The organism is Dokdonella fugitiva (genome assembly GCF_004342425.1).
Taxonomy (GTDB): Bacteria; Pseudomonadota; Gammaproteobacteria; order Xanthomonadales; family Rhodanobacteraceae; genus Dokdonella_A; species Dokdonella_A fugitiva.
Map to the genome: position 1 here is coordinate 818,628 of NZ_SLWQ01000001.1, position 18,298 is coordinate 836,925.

The window sequence follows — 18,298 nt, forward strand, 5'->3', positions numbered from 1 at the left end:
ATCGCGGTGTCGCGGTCACCCCGGGGGGGCTCCTCAGGAAGCCGTGCCCTCAACGCAGCACGCGCATTCCGCCTGGCGCGAGCCCATCCAGCGCATACGCGCCGACGCGCACGCGCACGAGGCGCAAGGTTGGCAGGCCGACCGCGGCGGTCATGCGCCGCACCTGGCGGTTGCGGCCTTCGCGGATCGTGAGCCTGAGCCATGCATCGGGCACGGTCTTGCGGAAGCGCACGGGCGGGTCGCGCGGCCAGAGCCAGTCGGGCTCCGCCGCGAGTGCCTCGACCTCGGCCGGCAGGGTCGGGCCATCGGCGAGCACGACGCCGCGCCCAAGTGCGTCGAGCGCGGCCGCCGTCGGCGTGCCCTCGACCTGCACGAGATACGTCTTGGGCTGCTTGTGGCGTGGATCGGTCAGGCGATGCGCGAGCGCGCCGTCATCGGTGAGAAGCAGCAGGCCTTCGCTGTCGTGGTCGAGCCGTCCGGCCGGATAGACGTCCGGCACGTCGACGAACTCGGCCAGCGTGCGTCGCGGCGGCACGCTGCGGTCGGTGAACTGGCACAGCACGCCGTACGGCTTGTTGAGCAGGACGAGCATGCGCGCCGCCGGACGGCGCGTTCGCACGGGGCGACCGCGCCGGGATCACGTCAGTGCTTCTGCGCCTGGTCCGGCTGGCGGAAGATCGTGTCGGCACCGGGCTTGACGAACTTCAGCGTCATGCGATCCGACTCGCCGATCGCGAGGTACTTGTCCTTGTCCTTGTCGCCGAGCTGGAGCGTCGGCGGCAGCGTCCACACGCCCTTCTCGTAGTCCTTGGTGTCCTTCGGATTGGCGTTGATCTCGCTCGACTCGACCAGCCTGAAGCCCGCATCGGTGGCGAACTTCACGACCATGTCCTGCGGCAGGTAGCCCGAATCCTTGATCTTCCCGAAGTCCGCGTCCGGCGCGGCGCGGTGGTCGGTCACGCCGAGCACGCCACCCGGCTTGAGCACGTCGAAGAACGCCTTGAACTTCGCCTCGGCGGTGCCGCCGACGGCCCAGTTGTGCACGTTGCGGAACGTGACGACGACGTCGGCCGAATTCGGCTCGCCGAGCACGGGCGCCTTGCCGTCGAACTCGACCGTCTTCGCTTCGCCGTAACGCTCGGCGTCGGCGGCGAAGCGCTGCTCGAGCTTGGCCTTGTCGCTCGCGGCCTCGCCGTCGGGCCGCGTCGGCTTGGCGACCGCGGCGATGTAGGTGCCGTTGCCCTTCATGAGCGGCGCGAGGATCTCGGTATACCAGCCCCCGCCCGGGGTGATTTCGATGACCGTGTCGCCGGGCTTGATGCCGAAGAACTCGAGCGTCTGCTTCGGGTGGCGATACTGGTCGCGCGCCTTGTTGGCGGCCGAACGCCAGTCGCCGGCGAGGATGCCGTCGAGCTTCGCGCCGAGCAGGTCGTTCGCAGCTTGCGGCGGCGTCGGCTGCTCGGGCTGGTCGGCCGGCGCGGGCGCGGCAGCTGGAGTCGCCGGTTGCGGCGTCGATGCGGCCGGTGCGGCGGGCTCGTTGGTGTTACCGCAGGCCGCGAGCGCGAGCGCGAGCGGAATCAGGCAGGCGAGCTTGTTCATGGCGTTCCTCGTGTTCGGTCGTACGCGGATTTCCCGGGGCCGCGAGGGTAGCACAGCGCCTGCGCGGCCCGCGGCCATCCGCGCGCTGAACGGTGGCCGCTGCAGGTCACAACGCATTCACGCGCGCGGCTCCACCGTGTCCTCGCGAACGGCGCCGTCACGCGCGGCGATCGCATACGGAATCCTTGCAAGGAGAATCGCATGTTGTACTACGCCATCGTGTTCCTGGTGATCGCGCTCATCGCGGGCGTGCTCGGTTTCGGCGTCGTCGCCGGCACCGCGGCCTCGATCGCGAAGATCCTGTTCCTCGTTTTCCTCGTGCTGTTCGTCGTCTCGCTGGTCATGGGCCGACGCGGCCCGGGCGTGTAGCGACACCCGCGGCGCGGGAAGGCCCGCGTCGCGCAGGGCCGCCGCCGGTCGTGACGCGTGGCATTGGCCGCGCGCCGCGACCGGCAGGGCGAAGGCTTCCGTCGCGGGTCAGCCGTCGTAGCCGTTGCGGAAGATGAGATCGATCGGATTCGAAGGCGTCGCCATCAGCAGCACGGAGCCGTACCCGTTGACCGATGCCGAGGCGAGGATGGTGCCGTCGGCGCCGATCCATGAATCGCCGCCGCGGTCGTACTGGCCGATGCCGGCACCGCCCGCGAGCGTGAAGTTGTTGATCGCCGCCTGCACGTTGCCGCTCGCGGTCGGCACGATCGCGATGTCGCCCGCACGCAGCACGCGGCGCGGCGCGGCGCCACGCTTGAGCAGCCACAATGCGTATTCGTTGCCGGGGCTCGTATAGGCCTCGAGCAGGATGTCGCCGTTGGCAAGCACCGCGCTCGCGCGCAGGTTCGACCAGGTGTGGTTTTCCTCCGGCGCATACGGCACGTCCGCGCCGATGATCGCGACCGGTTCCGGCGCCTGGCCCGGGCGCACGCGGAACAGGCCGGTCGGCGCCGCGCCGTCGCCGGTGCGCATGTTCGCCTCGAATGCGGCCCATTCGCCGGCTGCGGTCAGCGTGGTCTCGTCGATCGACGTGAAGGTCGCGTCGAGCCAGTGTGGAGAGTAGGCACCCGTGTCGCCATTCAGCGCGAGCGGATGGTTGCCGCCGGCGTCGTGGTGGAACAGCCCGCCGAAACTCGCGCCACCCTGGGCGAGGCGACCGGTGGCGACGAAGAACACGCGACCGGCGTCGGCGGGCTTGGGCGGGCCATAGAACGACGAGAAGTACGCGGTCGAGACGCCGAGATCGGGACCGAGCGCGCCGGTGACTTCGTCGGCGACGAGCGCGCGCGGCGCGCCGTCGCAGAGCTGCCAGATGCCTTCGCGCGAGTTGCTCGTCGAAAGGCGCGCGTAGACGTGGTCGTCGGCGCTCACCGCGAACGCCGCCAGCGAGCCGTTCCAGTCGGCCGGGAACGAGTCGCCGGCGACGAGCCCGGGCGACAGCGCGGGGTCGGTCGAGTCCTCGAGCGCGCAGGGCACGTTGCCGCTGCCCGGCACGTGCAGCACCACTACGTCGCGCGAAGCCGTCGTCGGCGTCGTCACCGTACCGACGAGCAGCGCGCGGCCACCGGCGAGCATGCGCGCGCCGGCGAACCCGGACGCGTTCTGGAAGCGCCAGCCGGCACCGAGTCCGGGTCCGAGCACGCTGTCGGTCAGCGCGCGCGCGATCTCGATGTTCTTCGTGCCGTCCCAACGCCACAGGCCCCAGCTCGCCTCTGGGTCGCCAAGCGCAGGATCGCCGGCACGGGCCGCGAACACGCGCTGGCCGTCAGGCCCCGCTTCGCTCCAGCCATTCACGTAGGAGAGGAACACGTGGCTGGCTTCGCCGGCGCCGCGGCCCGGGCCCAGCGCGCCGGTGACGCCGGTCTGCACGTAGCGCGTGAGCACGCCGTTGCGGCGCGCCCAGTAGCCGCTGCTCGCGCTCGGCGAACTCACGCGCAGACCGACCATGCCGGCACCGGCACTGCCGATCGAGGCGTCGGAGTACGAGCGGTCCACGCCCGCGGGCAGGTTTGCGGTGGCCACGCTGCCGGATTGCCCGGCGACCGCGCGCCAGGCCACGGCCTGCGCGTCGGCCGTCGGCGCGTGGGCCAGCGCGCATGCAATGGCGGTGGCAGCGACGGATGTATTGATCGACATGATTCCAGTTCCTCGGCTCAGGGTTTCGGACGCGCGCAGCAACCCGCCGGCTGCACGCAGCCGGGTGTGTCGTCGTACGAGGGGTCGCGTAGTGTGCGCGCCGGTCATGCTAGCGTAGGCGGTCGCGCGCAGGCGGCCCGTTTCGTCATCGCCGCGGTAACGATTGGGTAACGCGACCCGTCCATGGCTCCGCGAACCTGGCGCAAGCCGATGCCACGCTTCGAAATTCGATCATGACCGACGCCCCGGACCCGCACGCCCCGCCCGCCTACCGCTACCGTTTCGGCAGCGCCGAGTTCGACGAGGCGCGCTTTGAACTGCGCGTGGCCGACCTGCCGGTCGAAGTCGAGCGACGCGCGCTCGACGTGCTCGGCTACCTGCTGCGCCACGCGGGCGAGATCGTCACCAAGGAAGAACTGCTGCGCGAGGTCTGGGCCGGCCGCGTGACGGTCGACAAGGTGCTGCCGAACGCGATCGCCAAGCTGCGCCGCGCGCTCGGCGAGGCCAACGCGGAGCGCCTCGTGACGCAGGCGCGCGTCGGCTACCGCCTCGACGGCGAGGTCGCGCGCGTCGCGGTCGGGCGCCGCATCGACAGCCGGCTCGACCTCGCGCCGGGCCGGCCGGTGCCCGGGCGGCCGAACTTCACCCTGCGCCGCCAGCTCGGCGCCAACCGCGGCAGCGAGGTCTGGCTCGCCGAGCAGGCGAAGACGCACGTGCTGCGCGTCTACAAGTTCGGCGCCGACGGCGAACGCCTGCGCGCGCTCAAGCGCGAGGCGACGCTCGCGCGCGTGCTGCGCGAAAGCCTCGACGAGCGCGGCCGCTTCGTCGACATCATCGACTGGAATTTCGAGAACCCGCCGTTCTTCCTCGAATGCGAATACGGCGGCGACAACCTGCTCGAATGGTCGATCGCGTCGCTCGCCGCGACCGGCACCGACGAGCGCCTCGCGCTGTTCCTGCAGGTCGCCGATGCGGTCGACGCCGCGCACGGCGTCGGCGTGCTGCACAAGGACCTCAAGCCCGCGAACGTGCTTGTCGACGAGCGCGACGGCGCGCTGCACGTGCGCCTGACCGATTTCGGGAGCGGCCATCTGGTCGATCCCGAACGCCTTGCCGAACTCGGCATCACGCGCCTCGGGCCGGCCACCGCGCGCGACGTCGCGACCGATTCGACCGCGGGCACCGCGCTGTACGTCGCGCCGGAGCTGTTCGCGGGGCAGGCGCCGACCGTGCGCAGCGACGTCTATGCGCTCGGCGTCATGCTCTTCCAGCTGCTCGCCGGCGACCTCGCGCGGCCGATGGCGTCCGGCTGGGAGCGCGACGTCGACGACGAACTGCTGCGCGAGGACATCCGCCTCGCCACCGACGGCGAGCCGCAACGCCGCCTCGCCAGCGCCGCCGAACTCGCCGCGCGGCTGCGCGGCCTCGCGGCGCGGCGCGACGCACGCTCGGCATCCGCGCAGGCCGAACGCCGCGATCGCGAGGCTCGCGAGGCGCTCGCGCGCAGTCGCGCGCGTCGTCCCTATGCGATCGCGCTGCTCGGCGCACTGGCCGCCGGCCTCCTCGCCGCGCTCGGCCTGTGGATCGCCGCCTCGGGCGCGCGCGACGAGGCGCAACGCGAGCTCGCGCGCGCGAACGCGATCAACCGCTTCCTCAACGAGGACCTGATCGGCCGCTCGAACCCGCTCGTGCTGTCCAAGGGCGGCGACGCCTCGCTCAAGGACGTGCTGCTCGGCGCGCGCGCACGCATCGCGACGCGCTTCGCCGGGCAACCGCTGACCGAAGCGTCGATCCGCACCAGCCTCACGATGCTGCTCAACATGATCGAACGCCTGCCCGAGGCCGAGGACGAGGCGCGCCGCGCACTCGCGCTATACGAGCGCGAGGAAGGCGAAGCGAGCCTCGACGCGCTGAAGGCACGCACCCTGCTCGCGCGCCTGCTCACGCGCACCGGCAAGTTCGACGAATCGCTCGAGCACCTAAACGCACTCGACCGCCTGATCGGCGATTCGCAGGACCCGCAACGACGCTTCCTGCGCGCGTCCGCATGGGGCATCTACGCGATGAACCGCGGCGACTACGCCAAGGCGCTGCCGGAATACCGCACCGCGATCCCGCTGCTGCGCGCGACCGACCCCGACAACGTCACCTTGCGCGATTCGATGCGCATGGACCTCGTCGGCGCGCTGACCCAGACCGGCCACCTCGACGAGGCACGCGCGGAAGGCGAATCCCTCATCGCCGAGGCGCGCGCGCGCGCCGACGACAACGGCCTCGTGATCGCGTTCGCGCAGGCCGCGGTCGCGCGCACGTACACGCAGGGCGGCGATCCGGCGAAGGCGCAGGAGCAGTTGCTCGAAGCGCAGAAGACGATCGTCGAGCGCCTCGGCGAGGACCACACGCGCAACCTGATGGTGCTGAGCGACCTGTTCGACGTCGCGATGAAGCAGCGCGACTGGCCGCACGCGCTCGACTACGCGCAACGCGTGCACGAAGGCTTCCGCAAGCGGCTCGGCGCCGGGCACAACGTCACCGCCGTCACGCTCGCGAACTGGGGCCAGGCGTTGTACGAATCCGGCGATGCGCGCGACGCCGCGGCGAAGCTGCAACCCGCCTACGACCAGCTCGCTGCGCAACTCGGCGCGAACAATCCGCAGTGCCAGGTCGCCGGCTTCTGGCTCGTCGCCGCCGAGATCGAACTCGGCCGCGTCGACGAAGCGATGCACGGGCTCGACCGCCTCGACGCCAGCGCGCTCGAAGCCGGTGCCGCCGACGGCTTGTGGAAGGCGCGGCTGGATGCTCTGCATGGCCTGGCACTCGTCGCACGCGGGGACCAGGCGGCGGCGCGGACGCGGCTGCGTGCGGCCCTCGCAGGCTTCGGCGAGGCGAAGGAATCCCTGCGCGACCGCACCGAACACGCGCTCGCCACCATCGGCACCTGAGTCGCAGCATCGACCGACGCGCCCGCGCGGAGGTGCTAGCATCCAGTCGATCAGCCGGGGCGAGGGAGGAGTTCCATGCGCGGACCGATCGTGCCGCTCGTCTTCGCGCTCGCTTCGCTCCCGCACGCCGTGCATGCGGGTGAGGCACCCCTGCTCGCTCCGCAATGGATCGCGCGACAGACCGAAGACCAGCTCGTCTACGACCGCATCGCGTCCTCCGCCGCACCGGCCACGATCGGGATGCCGGACGGCAGCGTCATCGCCGTGACGACCGCGAACCGGGAGATCGTGTTGCGCCGGTATGCCGCGGACGGCTCGGTCGCACGCACGAACGCCATGCCGGTCGACTACGAGCATGGCGAATTCGTGGTACGCGCGAGCATCGCCGACGATGCGCTGTACGTCCTTGCCGGCAACGACGACTCCGCCGCGACACTCACGCGTTTCGACGCCTCGCTCGAGCCGGTGTGGAGCGTATCGATGCCGGCGGAGGCGTACTGCAGCGGCGAGCCTTCGACCTGCCTGCACCTGGAGGTACTCGGTGACGGCTCCGTCGTCGCGATGCGCGCGTTCCGCACGATGCGCGTCGGCAGCGATGGCCAGGTACTGTGGAGCGCGAGCGATCCTGCGGCGACCTATCAATTCGGCGCAGGGGACCTCGCCGTCGGCGCCGACGCGGTCTGGGTCGCGACATCGGGCGGATCGACGGTGACGCTGGCGCGGTACGACTTCGACGGCATGCGCCTGTCCGCGGACGTGTCCTCGTGCACGGGCTGCGGTGCCAGCTTCATCTACGATGTCGACGCGACGAGCGACGGCGGCGCGCGCATCGCAGGGTCGATCGGCGGCCATGGTCTTTACGCGCGTTATGACGCGCTCGGCTTCCCGCTGATGCAGGTGACCGCGGATGCCCGCGCGTACACCCGGATCGACGCCGACGGCGATGGCGCGACCTACGTCCTCGCGACTGGCTTCCAGGATTCCGTGGTCCGGCGCATCGATCCGTCGACGGGCGACGAGCAATGGTCGTTGCCGGCGAATGATTTCACGGCGCGCGACGCCGGGGTGTTCGCGCTCCGCTTCACCCCCGAACGGGCGATCGAGGGCAGCGCGATCGACCCGGGCGGCACGGCCGAATGGACGCAGTCGCTCGGCACGTGGAGCCCGGGGTGGAACCCGGCGAGCCATCCTGCCGACGTCGGCGCGAGCATCGCGTTCCTCGTCGCCGACGCCACTCCGTCCGACGACCGTTGCGCTGCCTACCCGCGGATCGTGCGCATCGACGCCGGCGGCGACCCGTACTGGTTCGCCCAACCGTGCCGCACCCACGTCGTGTCGTCGATGGTGTGGGCGCTCGACGCGCGCGCCGGCGTCGGCGTGCTCGTCGACACGCTCGCGCACCTGGCGCTGTACTCACCCGATGGTGACCTGCGCTGGCGCTCGCATGCATGCGAATGGTGCGCGGACTACGGCGATGCGAGCATGTGGGTCGCGGCTGCCCTCGCGCATGATGGCGGCGCCTGGGCCATACGCTGGAATCCGCCGTCGCTCGCCGATCCGGACGGCCGCACGCTGATCGAGCGCTACGATGCGCAGGGAAATGCACTCGTCGCCGTCGATTCGCTGGTCGGCGGCTCGAGCGCGTTCGACGCCCCCGGCAAGAGGTTCGTCCCGCTGCCCGGACCCTCCGACCTCGTGATGCTGTTCGCCGGCAGCCAGTCGCTCTACTGGCAACACGTCGCCGACGACGGATCGGACCTCGACATCCGCGCGCATCCGGTCTCCGACCAGACTTTCTACATCGACGGTGCGCGCCGACTCGTCGATGGAAGCGTGGTCGTACTGACCAAAGGCTGGGGTTACTGCGGCGTCGGCTGCCCACCGTTCTACGTGACCGTCCTGCACATCGCGCAGGACGGCGATCTCATCAGCCGGCGTGAACTCCCGGAAACCTACGCCCCATCGATCGCCGCCGCGGTCGGCGCGGATGGCGACACGGTCGCGATCCTGCCGCACGGCGACGATCCGATGACCTTGCGCCGGATCCACCTCGACGGTTCGGTCGACGCGGACATTCCCCTCGACGAGGCGGGCGGCGGTTTTCGGCCGGAATTCATCGCGGCGCTCGACGATGGCAGCTGGCTGGTGGGGGCATATCCCTGGGCTTCAGGGGGATCCGACACGCTCTGGCGCATCGACGCCCAAGGCCATGTCCTCGCCACGCGCCATGAAGCACGCTACCTGACCGACGTCGAGTCGACGGCGTACGGCATCTTCGGAATGCGCCTCGTCGATCCCGGCGTCGAGGATGCGGTGTTGCTCGATCCCCTGTCGCTCGCCGACCGCGCGCGCTTCTACAATGGCACGGGCGTGACCTACGGCCCGCGCCCGTGGCGCATGCTCGACGATGGCAGCGTCTACGGCACGATCACGTTGCCGCAAGGCGACATCCAGGCGGTCGCGCGCTATTCCGTGCCGGGCACGACGCCGTCGGACGTGATCTTCCGCAACGCGTTCGACTGACGCATCACCTTGCCCGGCACGTGCATCGCGGCGCGCGCGGCTCAGTCGTGCGGCACGAGCGCGAGCAGGCGTCGCGGCAGGTCCGCGGCGAGGGCGTCGCGTTGCGTGCGCGCGAGCGGGTGATTGCACCGACACCTCGGCGTGCACGCGACCGCAATCCGCGCAGGCGCGGCCGGCCGCAGCGGCAGGTGCGGCGCCGCGGCGCGCAGCTTGCGCGAGCCACGCGCGCCGGTGCCCGGCGAGGCGTGGCTCGCGTTCCCACACGCCCAGCGCCGCCTGCGGCGCGGGGCACGGCGAGCGCCGCGTTGGACGTCGACCTCCGGGCGTGGCGAGCGCCGCGTTGGACGTCGCGCTCAGAGCATGGCGAGCGCCGCGTTCAACGTCGCGCTCGGGCGCATCGCGGCGCCGGCCTTGCCGAGGTCGGCGTGGTAGTAGCCGCCGATGTCGACCGGCTTGCCCTGCACGCCGTTGAGTTCGGCGACGATCTTCGCCTCGGCGTCGGCGAGCGCGCGCGCGAGCGGCGCGAATTTCGCCTTCAGCGCCGCGTCGTCGTCCTGCGCGGCGAGCGCCTGCGCCCAGTACAGCGCGAGGTAGAAGTGGCTGCCGCGGTTGTCGAGCTCGCCGACCTTGCGCGCGGGCGAGCGGTTCTCGTCGAGGATGCGCCCGTTGGCCTGGTCGAGCGTGCGCGCGAGCACGCCGGCCGCGGCGTTGCCGTAGCGCTGCGCGAGGTGCTCGAACGACGCGGCGAGCGCGAGGAATTCGCCGAGCGAATCCCAGCGCAGGTAGTTTTCCTGCAGGAACTGCTGCACGTGCTTCGGCGCGGAGCCGCCGGCGCCGGTTTCGAACAGGCCGCCGCCGGCCATCAGCGGCACGATCGACAGCATCTTCGCGCTCGTGCCGAGCTCCATGATCGGGAACAGGTCGGTGAGATAGTCGCGCAGCACGTTGCCGGTGACCGAGATCGTGTCCTCGCCCTTGCGGATGCGCGCGAGCGAGTGGCGCATCGCGTCGACCGGCGCGAGGATCCGGATGTCGAGGCCGTTCGTGTCGTGGTCCGTGAGGTACTTCTCGACCTTGCGGATCAGCTGCGCATCGTGCGCGCGCTTCGCGTCGAGCCAGAACACCGCCGGCGTGCCGCTGAGCCGCGCGCGCGTGACCGCGAGCTTGACCCAGTCCTGCACCGGCGCGTCCTTGGTCTGGCACATGCGGAAGATGTCGCCCGCCTCGACCGGCTGCTCGAGCAGCACCGTGCCGGCCTCGTCGACGACGCGCACGACGCCGTCGCCGGACACCTGGAACGTCTTGTCGTGCGAACCGTATTCCTCGGCTGCCTGCGCCATGAGGCCGACGTTCGGCACGCTGCCCATCGTCGCGGGATCGAACGCGCCATGCGCCTTGCAGTCCTCGATCACCGCCTGGTAGATGCCGGCGTAGCAGCGGTCGGGGATCACCGCCTTGGTGTCCTGCAGCTTGCCTTCGGCATTCCACATGCGGCCGGAGTCGCGGATCATCGCCGGCATCGACGCGTCGACGATGACGTCGCTCGGCACGTGCAGGTTGGTGATGCCCTTGTCCGAGTTGACCATCGCGATCGCCGGGCGGCTCGCGTACTGCGCGCGCAGGTCCGCCTCGATCGCGGCGCGCTGGTCCGCCGGCAGCTTCGCGATGCGCGCATCGAGGTCGCCGATGCCGTTGTTCGGATCGAAGCCGACCTGCTTCAACGCGTCGGCGTGCCTGGCGAGCACGTCGGCATAGAACTCGCCCACCGCGACGCCGAACATGATCGGGTCGGACACCTTCATCATGGTCGCCTTGAGGTGCAGCGAGAACAGCACGCCCTGCGCCTTCGCATCGGCGATCTGCGCGCGCACGAACGCGGCGAGCGCCTTGCGGCTCATCACCGCGGCATCGATGATCTCGCCGGCCTTGAGCGCGGTCTTTTCCTTGAGCACGACGTTCGCGCCGTCCTTGCCGACCCATTCGATCTTCACCATGGTCGGCTGCGCGACCGTGGTCGACTTCTCGCTGCCGTAGAAGTCACCGGCATCCATGTGCGCGACGTGAGTCTTCGAGTCGGCGCTCCAGGCGCCCATCTTGTGCGGATGCTTGCGCGCGTAGTTCTTCACCGACAGCGGCGCGCGGCGGTCCGAATTGCCTTCGCGCAGCACCGGGTTGACCGCGCTGCCCTTGACCTTGTCGTAGCGCGCCTTGGCGTCCTTTTCGTGCGCGTCCTTCGGCTCGTCCGGGTAGTCGGGCAGCGGCCAGCCCTGCGCCTGCAGTTCCTTGATCGCGGCCTTCAGCTGCGGCACGGACGCGCTGATGTTCGGCAGCTTGATGATGTTCGCGTCGGGCGTCGTGGCGAGGCGGCCGAGCTCGGCGAGGTCGTCGGCGACCTTGCGCTCGCCGAGGCGGTCCGGGAACTGGGCGAGGATGCGCGCCGCGAGCGAGATGTCGCGCGTCTCGACGGCGACGCCGGCGGTGCGCGCGAACGCCTGCACGATCGGCAGCAGGGACTGCGTGGCGAGCCACGGCGCTTCGTCGGTGAGCGTGTAGATGATGTTCGGACTGTCGGACATGGGGCGGATCAACCTCGTCGTGGGCGTCGCGCCACGGCAGGGCGCGCGGGGATGTGTCGGATGGGGAACGCCGCCGGGCGCGTCGGGCGACGCGACGCGGGCGGCCAGCCGCTCATTGTCGCGCGTTCGGCGTCGCCGATGAAGCCGGCATGCGGCCGGACGGTCGCCGTACGCCACCGTCCGGAGTGCGCACGCACCCGCATGCCCGGCGCATCGCGAGGGATTTCCACGCTGCGCTGCATGATCCTTGCATGGGCATCGCCGTGCTAAGTTTGGAGCGCGGCTCCGACGCGCCGCCGATCGGTCGATCGGCGCCATGGCGCACGGCAATGTCGTGGAGGACCTGCTAATGCGCATCGGCTTCGTGGTGGACTCGGCCTGCGACCTGCCCGGCGACTACCTGCACCGGCACGGATTCACGATCCTTCCGATCACCACGCGCATCGACGAGGCGACCCTCGTCGACGATCGCGACCCCGCGGTGCGCCAGCGCTTCCTCGACGAGGACCTCGGCACGCGCGCGCATGCGGCGGAAACCGAGCCGTTCGGCGTCGAGGAGATCCGCGACCTGTTCCTGCGCCGCCTCGTCGTCGACTACGACTGCGTGTTCTGCATCACGATCGCCTCGTCACGCAGCGGGATACACGCCAACGCGAGCAAGGCGAGCTTCGCGATCCTCACCGACTACCGGCCGATCCGCCGCGACGCGGGCGTGCCCGGCCCGTTCCTCATGCGCGTGATCGATTCGGAGAACCTGTTCGCCGCGACCGGCGTGACCGCGGTCGAGGCGGTGCGCCTGCGCGAGAGCGGCATGAACCCGGGACAGATGCGCGAGCGCCTCGAGTACATCGCACACAACACGTTCGGCTACATGATCGTGCGCGACCTCTACTACATGCGCGCCCGAGCGCAGAAGAAGGGCGACCGCAGCGTCGGCTGGTTCAGCGCCGCGCTCGGCACCGCGCTCGACATCAAGCCGCTGCTGCGCGGCTATCGCAACACGACCGCGCCGGTGGCGAAGGTACGCGGCTTCGACCAGGGTGCCGAAACGCTGTTCGGCTACATCGCCAAACGCGTGCGCACAGGACTGCTCACACCGACCGTCTGCGTGAGCTACGGCGGCCGGCTCGACGAACTCGATACCCTGCCCGGCTACGCCTCGCTCAAGCAGGTCTGCGCGGAGCACGGCGTCGAGGTGTACGAGGCGCCGATGAGCGTGACAGGCATGGTCAACGTCGGCACCGGCGCGGTGACGATCGGCTTTGCTTCTCCGGAGCATGAGTTCGGCGGCTGACGTACTGCCCTGACGTCATTCCCGCGAAAGCGGGAATGACGTCGAAGTGTTGCGCGCATACGGGCACCGGACCCTGCCTGACCTGGCCCACTGCCAAAGAAGAAGGGCGCGATTGCTCGCGCCCTTGCTTCGTTTCCGGATGTGTGTCGGCACACATCCCTGTGCCGAGCGCATCCTGCGCCTACTTGACCGAGAAGTCCTTCGTCGCGACGGACGTGCCGTTGAGCGAGATCTCGACCTTGTAGTCGCCGGCCGGCCAGCCGTCCGGCTTGCTGATGTGGAAGCTCGTCACGGCCGGGCCGTTCGGTGCGATCGTCTGGCTCGACTCGTTGACGGTCTGGCCGTCCTGGTACGTCCACTTCGCGTTGAGCACCGCGTTCGGCGCCGTGCCGGTCGTCGACACCGCGGCATAGATCGTGTCCTTCGGCGTGAACGTCGTCGTCGGCGTCGTCACCTTCTGGTCCGGACCGACCGCGGTGCCGAGGTCGACCGACGCGACCGCGACCGGTGCAGGCGCGGGTTCGGCGGCCGGCGGCGGCGCGGGCGCCGGTGCCGGGGTCGAGGCGGCCGGCGGCGGGGCCGGGGCCGGAGCGGGTTCTTCCTTCTTGCCGCAGGCGGACAGCGCGAACGCGCCGGCGATCGCGGCGATCAGGGTGAGCTGGCTGCGTGGGTTGATCATCGTCGTTTCTCCAGGATGGCGGGCGATCAATCGTTGTCGGCGGGAATCTTGAGCACCTGACCGGGCTTGATCAGGTCCGGGTCGTCGAGCTGGTCGCGATTCGCTTCGAAGATCCGCTTCCAGCGGTTCGCGCTGCCGTAGAAATGCTTGGCGATCTTCGACAGGCTGTCGCCCTTGACGACCGTGTAGGTCTGCGCGGCGGGCTCCACGGCGGGCGCGGTCGATTCCACGCCGGACTGCACGTTGCTGAAATCCGCTTTCGGTGCCGGCGGCGGCGCGGACGACTGGCTGCCGCCCTGCACGTTGGAAAAATCCGGCTTCTTCGGCTCGTTGGCCATCGTCCGCTCTCCTCTCCGTTGCAGGACCCGCACATTACACCCCATCGCGCTTAACCGCGAATGAGTAGGGCCCGTGCGCCCTGCGTTACAAATTGCATCGCGCTACTGGCGCGCGCCGCGCGGATTGGCCACCCCGGCGCCGCTGCTCGCCCGCCATGGATTGATGTCGAGGCCGCCGCGGCGCGTGTAGCGCGCGTAGACCTCGAGCGACTCGGGTGCGCAGCGGCGACTGATGTCGACGAAGATGCGCTCGACGCACTGCTCGTGGAAACCCGCGTGCTCGCGGAACGACACGAGATAGCGCAGCAGGCCTTCGCGATCGATGCGCGGACCGCGATAGCGGACCTGCACGCTGGCCCAGTCGGGCTGGCCGGTGACCGGGCAGTTCGACTTCAGGAGGTTCGACACGAGCGTCTCGGTGACCGGCACGCCGCCTGCGTGCAGATGGGCGTCGTTCGGCGGTCCGTAATCGTCGACGTCGATCGCGAGGCCGTCGATCGATTCGCCGTCGAGTTCGCGCAAGGCGAGCGAGCCGAAGCGCGACGGTGGCAGCAGCAGCACCTCGACGGAGGCGCCCGCGGCGGCGGAAAGATCGTGCACGAGGCGCTCGCGCAGCGCGTCGATCGAGGCGAGCCGTTCCTGGTTGTAGCTGTTGAGGTAGAGCTTGAACGACTTCGACTCGATGATCGCGGGCGACGCTGCCGGCACGCGGAACTCGGCCAGCGCAACCTCGGGCTTGCCGCGCGCGTCGAGCCAGGACAGTTCGTACGCGTTCCAGACGTCGACGCCGTCGAACGGCAACGACGCATCGAGGCCGAGCTCGGCGCGGCCGATCGAACGCGCGATCGGAAACAGCAGGCCCGCGTCGTAACGGCTCGCGTAGGCGACGCTGCGGCCGAGCGGCCCGTGGGTGTCGGCGGTGGTCATGGCGGCAGCATAACGCGGTCGTCCACGCGCCACGCGCAATCGTCGCTGAGCTGGGCGAGCCCGGCGTAGCCGCGCACGTCGGCGATGCGGCGCCAGCGGACGCCGTAGGCGGCGAGTGCCCGTTCCAGTTCGGCGCGTCGCGCCGGCGCGACGAGCAGCAGGCGGCAACCCTCGCGCTCGCGCAGTTCGCTCGGCAGGTCCTGCGCCTGCGGCTGCGGCGGTTCGTCGGGCAGGTCGAGCCGTTCGACCGCGCTGCCGAGATAGAAGCGAAGGCCGAAACGCGGCGCGTCCTCGACGAACGCGACCTCGGCCGGCCGCGGCGTCAACTCTCGATCGATCGCCTGCGCAAGCGCGCGGTCGTCCGCATCGACGTCGAGCCGCGCGGGCACCGCGCGCAAGGCCACCATCGCGACGCACCACGCGCCGAGCAGCACGAGCTGCCAGCGACGCGGCGTCCACGGCGCAAGCTCGCGCGCCACGACGAACGCGAGCGGCGCGAACAGCGGCAGCACGTACAACGGCAGGCGCGAGCGCGCGAGCACGAACACGACGAGCGGTAGCAGCAGCCAGCACGCGAGCAGGCGCGACACCGCGTCGGCACGAAGGCGCGCGACGAGGTTTCGGCGGCCGCGCCATGCCGCGTGCACCAGCAGCGGCAGCCACGGCAGCGTTCCGGCCAGCAATGTCGGCAGGTACACCTTGAACGCGCCGTACCATTCGGCGTTGCGGTGCATCCTGTCGCTGGCGACGCGGTTGACGACTTCCTCGACGAGGAAGTAGCGCATCACGCCGGGCTCCTGCCAGGCGACGATCGCGTACCAGCTGCCACCCACGACGAGGAAGACGAGCAGCGCATCCCAGCCGAACGCGCGCCGGACGCCGCGCGCGCCTTCGCTCCAGGCCGCGAACACGAGGCATGCGGCGAATGCGAGCAGGCCGGGCGGCCCCTTCGTCAGGAACGCGAGCGCGAGCGCGAAACCGAGCAGCAGGCGCGCGCGCCGCGCGGCGCGCTCATCCGCGGTCCACCACAGTTCGGCGAACGCGACGACCGACAGCGTCTCCCACAGCGCGAGCAGGGTATCGGTCGTGACGAGGTTCGACGCCGCGGACGGGAAGGCGAACGTCGCGTAGACGAGCGCGGGCAGCCACGGCTGCGCGGGCACGAGGCGCCGGCCGAGGCGGCCGAGCAGCAGGATCGTCGCCGCGAACGCGAGCGCGCCGGGCAGGCGCGCGGCGAACTCGGCGTGGCCGAACGTGGCGAAGCTCGCGGCGATGCTCCAGTAGGCCAGCGGCGGCTTCGACCAGTGCGGCACTTCCGGATGCAGCATCGGGTGCAGCCAGTCGCCGTCGGCGAGCATCATCAGCGCGACGTCGGTATAGCGCCCCTCATCGGGCGAATAGAGCGGACGCACGCCCTGCAGCAGGCACGCATACAGCACGACCGCGGCCGCGAAGATCACGACGCGCAGGCGCTGAGAGGTCGTCACGGCTGGTGCTCGCGCGCGAGGTAGTCCTCGCTCTGCATCTCGATCAGGCGCGACTCCGTGCGCGCGAACTCGGCGCGCAGGCGCTCGCCGTCGTAGAGATCGACGATCGGTGCCGCCGCGGAGAGCACCAGGTTCACGCCGCGATCGTACACCTCGTCGACGAGTTCGACGAAGCGGCGCGCGGCGTCGTCGGTCTGCGGCGTGAACTGCGGAACATTGGAGACGAGCAGCGTGTGGTAGGCGCGCGCGAGCTCGATGTAGTCGGCGACGCCACGCGGCCCCTCGCACAGCACGGTGAAATCGAACCAGATCGCGCCGTCCGCTTCCGCGCGCACCGGCACCGCGCGGTCGTTTAGGACGAGCTCGAAGTCTCGCCGCACCTCGCCGTGCGCGACGCGCTGGAACGCCGCCTGCAGCGCGCGTTCGGCCGGCGCACCCGGTGGCGTGTAGTAGACCGGCGCCTGCTTGAGTGCGCGCAGCCGCCAGTCGGTCGGCGAGACGAGCTCGATGACGTCGCAATGCTGCTCGAGCAGCGCGATCGCGGGCAGGAACCGCTCGCGCTGCAGGCCATCCCTGTAGAGTCCCTGCGGTGGCGTGTTCGACGTCGTGACGAGCACGACGCCGCGGTCGAACAACGCGCGCAGCAGGTTGCCGAGGATCATCGCGTCGCCGATGTCGCCGACGAAGAACTCGTCGAGCACGAGCACGTCGAGCGCGGCGGCGAGGCGCGCGGCGACCTCGACCAGCGGATCGCTGCGCCCCTCGAGCGTGCGAAGTTCGGCGTGCACGTCCTGCATGAAGCGGTGGAAATGCACGCGCCGCTTGCGCGTGGTCTGCAATGCGGCGCAGAACAGTTCGGTGAGGAACGTCTTGCCGCGGCCGACGCGGCCCCAGAGGTAGATGCCGCGCGGCGCCGGCGGCCGTTCGCCGCGCAGGCGTTGCCAGAGCGAGCGCTCGACGGGCCGCGCGAGGTCGGTGGCAAGCCGGTCGAGCGCGGCCAGCGCTTCGCGTTGCGCCGGATCGTCCTGCCATTCGCCCGCCGCGACGCCACGGCGGTAGCGCGCGCCGGGCGTGGCGTCGTCGCTGTCGCTGGTGGCTGCGCTCATGCGCGCGCCGGCGGCAGGTTCGCGGCAAGCGCGTTCTTCAGCGCGCCGCGCAGGTCCATCAGGCGCCGATGGAAGAAGTGCCCGGTCTCCGGCATGCGGATCAGTTGCGGCTTCGGCTGCAGGCCTTCCGCCCAGGCGAACACCGCAGCCGCGTCGACGACTTCGTCCTCCTCGCCCTGCACGATGAGCCAGGGACAGGTTGGCGCGCCGACCATGGAAAAGTCCCAGCGCCCGACCGGCGGCGCGATCAGGATCAACTGCGCGGCGTCCAGCCGGGCCGCCGCGCGCAGCGTGACGTAGCTGCCGAACGAGAAGCCCGCGAGCCAGAGCGCATCACCGGGCCGCTGCGCGCGCAGCCAGGTCGCGATCGCGACGAGGTCGTCGGTCTCGCCGTCGCCATTGTCGTGCACCCCTTCGCTGCGCCCGACGCCGCGGAAGTTGAAGCGCACGGTCGCGAGGCCGAGTTCGAGCAGCGCGCGCTCGGTGATCGTCACCACCTTGTTGTGCATCGTGCCGCCCTGCAGCGGATGCGGGTGCGCGATGATCGCGATCCCGCGCCGCGGCGGCGCGTCGCCCGGCAGCGCACAGGCGAGTTCGATCGCCCCCGCAGGGCCCGGCAGCAGCAGACTGGAGGTTTCGGACGGAAACGCGGGAGCAGCGGCAGGCATGTCGTTCATGCGCGAATGATACGTGGATGGCG

The 18,298-nt window shown here is 70.5% G+C and carries 14 protein-coding genes; 4 read left to right on the forward strand and 10 right to left on the reverse strand.

All coding sequences use genetic code 11. The features are described 5' to 3' along the window. Positions 1-49 precede the first annotated feature (49 nt). Positions 50-592, reverse strand: a complete 543-nt coding sequence (locus EV148_RS03445; RefSeq protein WP_131993456.1) for a pseudouridine synthase — start codon at positions 590-592, stop codon at positions 50-52. Positions 593-642: 50 nt separating this feature from the next. Then, complete coding sequence (locus EV148_RS03450) at positions 643-1,599, reverse strand: class I SAM-dependent methyltransferase (RefSeq protein WP_241987957.1); 957 nt, start codon at positions 1,597-1,599, stop codon at positions 643-645. 201 nt (positions 1,600-1,800) lie between these two features. Between EV148_RS03450 and EV148_RS03455 the strand changes: the two genes are divergently transcribed. Continuing rightward, complete coding sequence (locus tag EV148_RS03455) at positions 1,801-1,968, forward strand: DUF1328 domain-containing protein (RefSeq protein WP_131993459.1); 168 nt, start codon at positions 1,801-1,803, stop codon at positions 1,966-1,968. A 108-nt stretch (positions 1,969-2,076) separates the two neighbouring features. Here EV148_RS03455 and EV148_RS03460 read toward each other — a convergent pair whose 3' ends face one another. Then, positions 2,077-3,726: a hypothetical protein gene (locus tag EV148_RS03460; RefSeq protein ID WP_131993462.1), complete on the reverse strand. Its 1,650-nt coding sequence runs from the start codon at positions 3,724-3,726 to the stop codon at positions 2,077-2,079. Between the two features lie 233 nt (positions 3,727-3,959). On the opposite strand from EV148_RS03460, the gene EV148_RS03465 reads away from it, so the two are divergent. Then, complete coding sequence (locus EV148_RS03465; RefSeq protein WP_131993465.1) at positions 3,960-6,668, forward strand: protein kinase domain-containing protein; 2,709 nt, start codon at positions 3,960-3,962, stop codon at positions 6,666-6,668. 75 nt (positions 6,669-6,743) lie between these two features. Then, entirely contained in the window at positions 6,744-9,191 is a 2,448-nt protein-coding gene (locus EV148_RS03470) for a hypothetical protein (RefSeq protein ID WP_131993468.1), read from the forward strand. A gap of 353 nt (positions 9,192-9,544) precedes the next feature. On the opposite strand, the gene EV148_RS03475 is transcribed toward EV148_RS03470, so the two are convergent. Then, entirely contained in the window at positions 9,545-11,767 is a 2,223-nt protein-coding gene (locus tag EV148_RS03475; RefSeq protein ID WP_131993471.1) for an NADP-dependent isocitrate dehydrogenase, read from the reverse strand. A gap of 349 nt (positions 11,768-12,116) precedes the next feature. On the opposite strand from EV148_RS03475, the gene EV148_RS03480 reads away from it, so the two are divergent. After that, complete coding sequence (locus EV148_RS03480; protein ID WP_131993985.1) at positions 12,117-13,061, forward strand: DegV family protein; 945 nt, start codon at positions 12,117-12,119, stop codon at positions 13,059-13,061. A gap of 181 nt (positions 13,062-13,242) precedes the next feature. Here the strand turns inward: EV148_RS03480 and EV148_RS03485 are convergent, their stop codons facing one another. From EV148_RS03485 to EV148_RS03510, 6 genes are all read right to left on the reverse strand, one after another. Further along, positions 13,243-13,740: a hypothetical protein gene (locus tag EV148_RS03485; protein ID WP_131993474.1), complete on the reverse strand. Its 498-nt coding sequence runs from the start codon at positions 13,738-13,740 to the stop codon at positions 13,243-13,245. A 26-nt stretch (positions 13,741-13,766) separates the two neighbouring features. Beyond that, positions 13,767-14,078, reverse strand: a complete 312-nt coding sequence (locus EV148_RS03490; RefSeq protein WP_131993477.1) for a LysM peptidoglycan-binding domain-containing protein — start codon at positions 14,076-14,078, stop codon at positions 13,767-13,769. Positions 14,079-14,180: 102 nt separating this feature from the next. Continuing rightward, the gene (gene queF, locus EV148_RS03495; RefSeq protein WP_131993480.1) at positions 14,181-15,005 is read right to left on the reverse strand and encodes an NADPH-dependent 7-cyano-7-deazaguanine reductase QueF; all 825 of its coding nucleotides are present in this window, start codon (positions 15,003-15,005) and stop codon (positions 14,181-14,183) included. Beyond that, positions 15,002-16,492: an ArnT family glycosyltransferase gene (locus tag EV148_RS03500; protein ID WP_131993483.1), complete on the reverse strand. Its 1,491-nt coding sequence runs from the start codon at positions 16,490-16,492 to the stop codon at positions 15,002-15,004. Before EV148_RS03500 ends, queF begins: the two co-directional genes overlap by 4 nt. Continuing rightward, positions 16,489-17,598 carry a cell division protein ZapE gene (zapE, locus tag EV148_RS03505; RefSeq protein WP_131993486.1) on the reverse strand — a complete coding sequence of 370 codons (1,110 nt, stop codon included), beginning with the start codon at positions 17,596-17,598 and terminating at the stop codon, positions 16,489-16,491. The genes EV148_RS03500 and zapE overlap by 4 nt, the downstream gene beginning before the upstream one ends. After that, positions 17,595-18,275 (reverse strand): alpha/beta hydrolase, encoded by a 681-nt coding sequence (locus EV148_RS03510; RefSeq protein ID WP_425479833.1) that lies wholly within the window; start codon positions 18,273-18,275, stop codon positions 17,595-17,597. The genes zapE and EV148_RS03510 overlap by 4 nt, the downstream gene beginning before the upstream one ends. Between the last annotated feature and the right edge of the window lie 23 nt (positions 18,276-18,298).

Bases quoted from the DNA above. Each gene is read 5' to 3' on its own strand.
- EV148_RS03445 (WP_131993456.1), bottom strand. From the start codon at position 592: ATGCTCGTCCTGCTCAACAAGCCGTACGGCGTGCTGTGCCAGTTCACC.
- EV148_RS03450 (WP_241987957.1), bottom strand. From the start codon at position 1,599: ATGAACAAGCTCGCCTGCCTGATTCCGCTCGCGCTCGCGCTCGCGGCC.
- EV148_RS03455 (WP_131993459.1), top strand. From the start codon at position 1,801: ATGTTGTACTACGCCATCGTGTTCCTGGTGATCGCGCTCATCGCGGGC.
- EV148_RS03460 (WP_131993462.1), bottom strand. From the start codon at position 3,726: ATGTCGATCAATACATCCGTCGCTGCCACCGCCATTGCATGCGCGCTG.
- EV148_RS03465 (WP_131993465.1), top strand. From the start codon at position 3,960: ATGACCGACGCCCCGGACCCGCACGCCCCGCCCGCCTACCGCTACCGT.
- EV148_RS03470 (WP_131993468.1), top strand. From the start codon at position 6,744: ATGCGCGGACCGATCGTGCCGCTCGTCTTCGCGCTCGCTTCGCTCCCG.
- EV148_RS03475 (WP_131993471.1), bottom strand. From the start codon at position 11,767: ATGTCCGACAGTCCGAACATCATCTACACGCTCACCGACGAAGCGCCG.
- EV148_RS03480 (WP_131993985.1), top strand. From the start codon at position 12,117: ATGCGCATCGGCTTCGTGGTGGACTCGGCCTGCGACCTGCCCGGCGAC.
- EV148_RS03485 (WP_131993474.1), bottom strand. From the start codon at position 13,740: ATGATCAACCCACGCAGCCAGCTCACCCTGATCGCCGCGATCGCCGGC.
- EV148_RS03490 (WP_131993477.1), bottom strand. From the start codon at position 14,078: ATGGCCAACGAGCCGAAGAAGCCGGATTTTTCCAACGTGCAGGGCGGC.
- queF (WP_131993480.1), bottom strand. From the start codon at position 15,005: ATGACCACCGCCGACACCCACGGGCCGCTCGGCCGCAGCGTCGCCTAC.
- zapE (WP_131993486.1), bottom strand. From the start codon at position 17,598: ATGAGCGCAGCCACCAGCGACAGCGACGACGCCACGCCCGGCGCGCGC.
- EV148_RS03510 (WP_425479833.1), bottom strand. From the start codon at position 18,275: ATGAACGACATGCCTGCCGCTGCTCCCGCGTTTCCGTCCGAAACCTCC.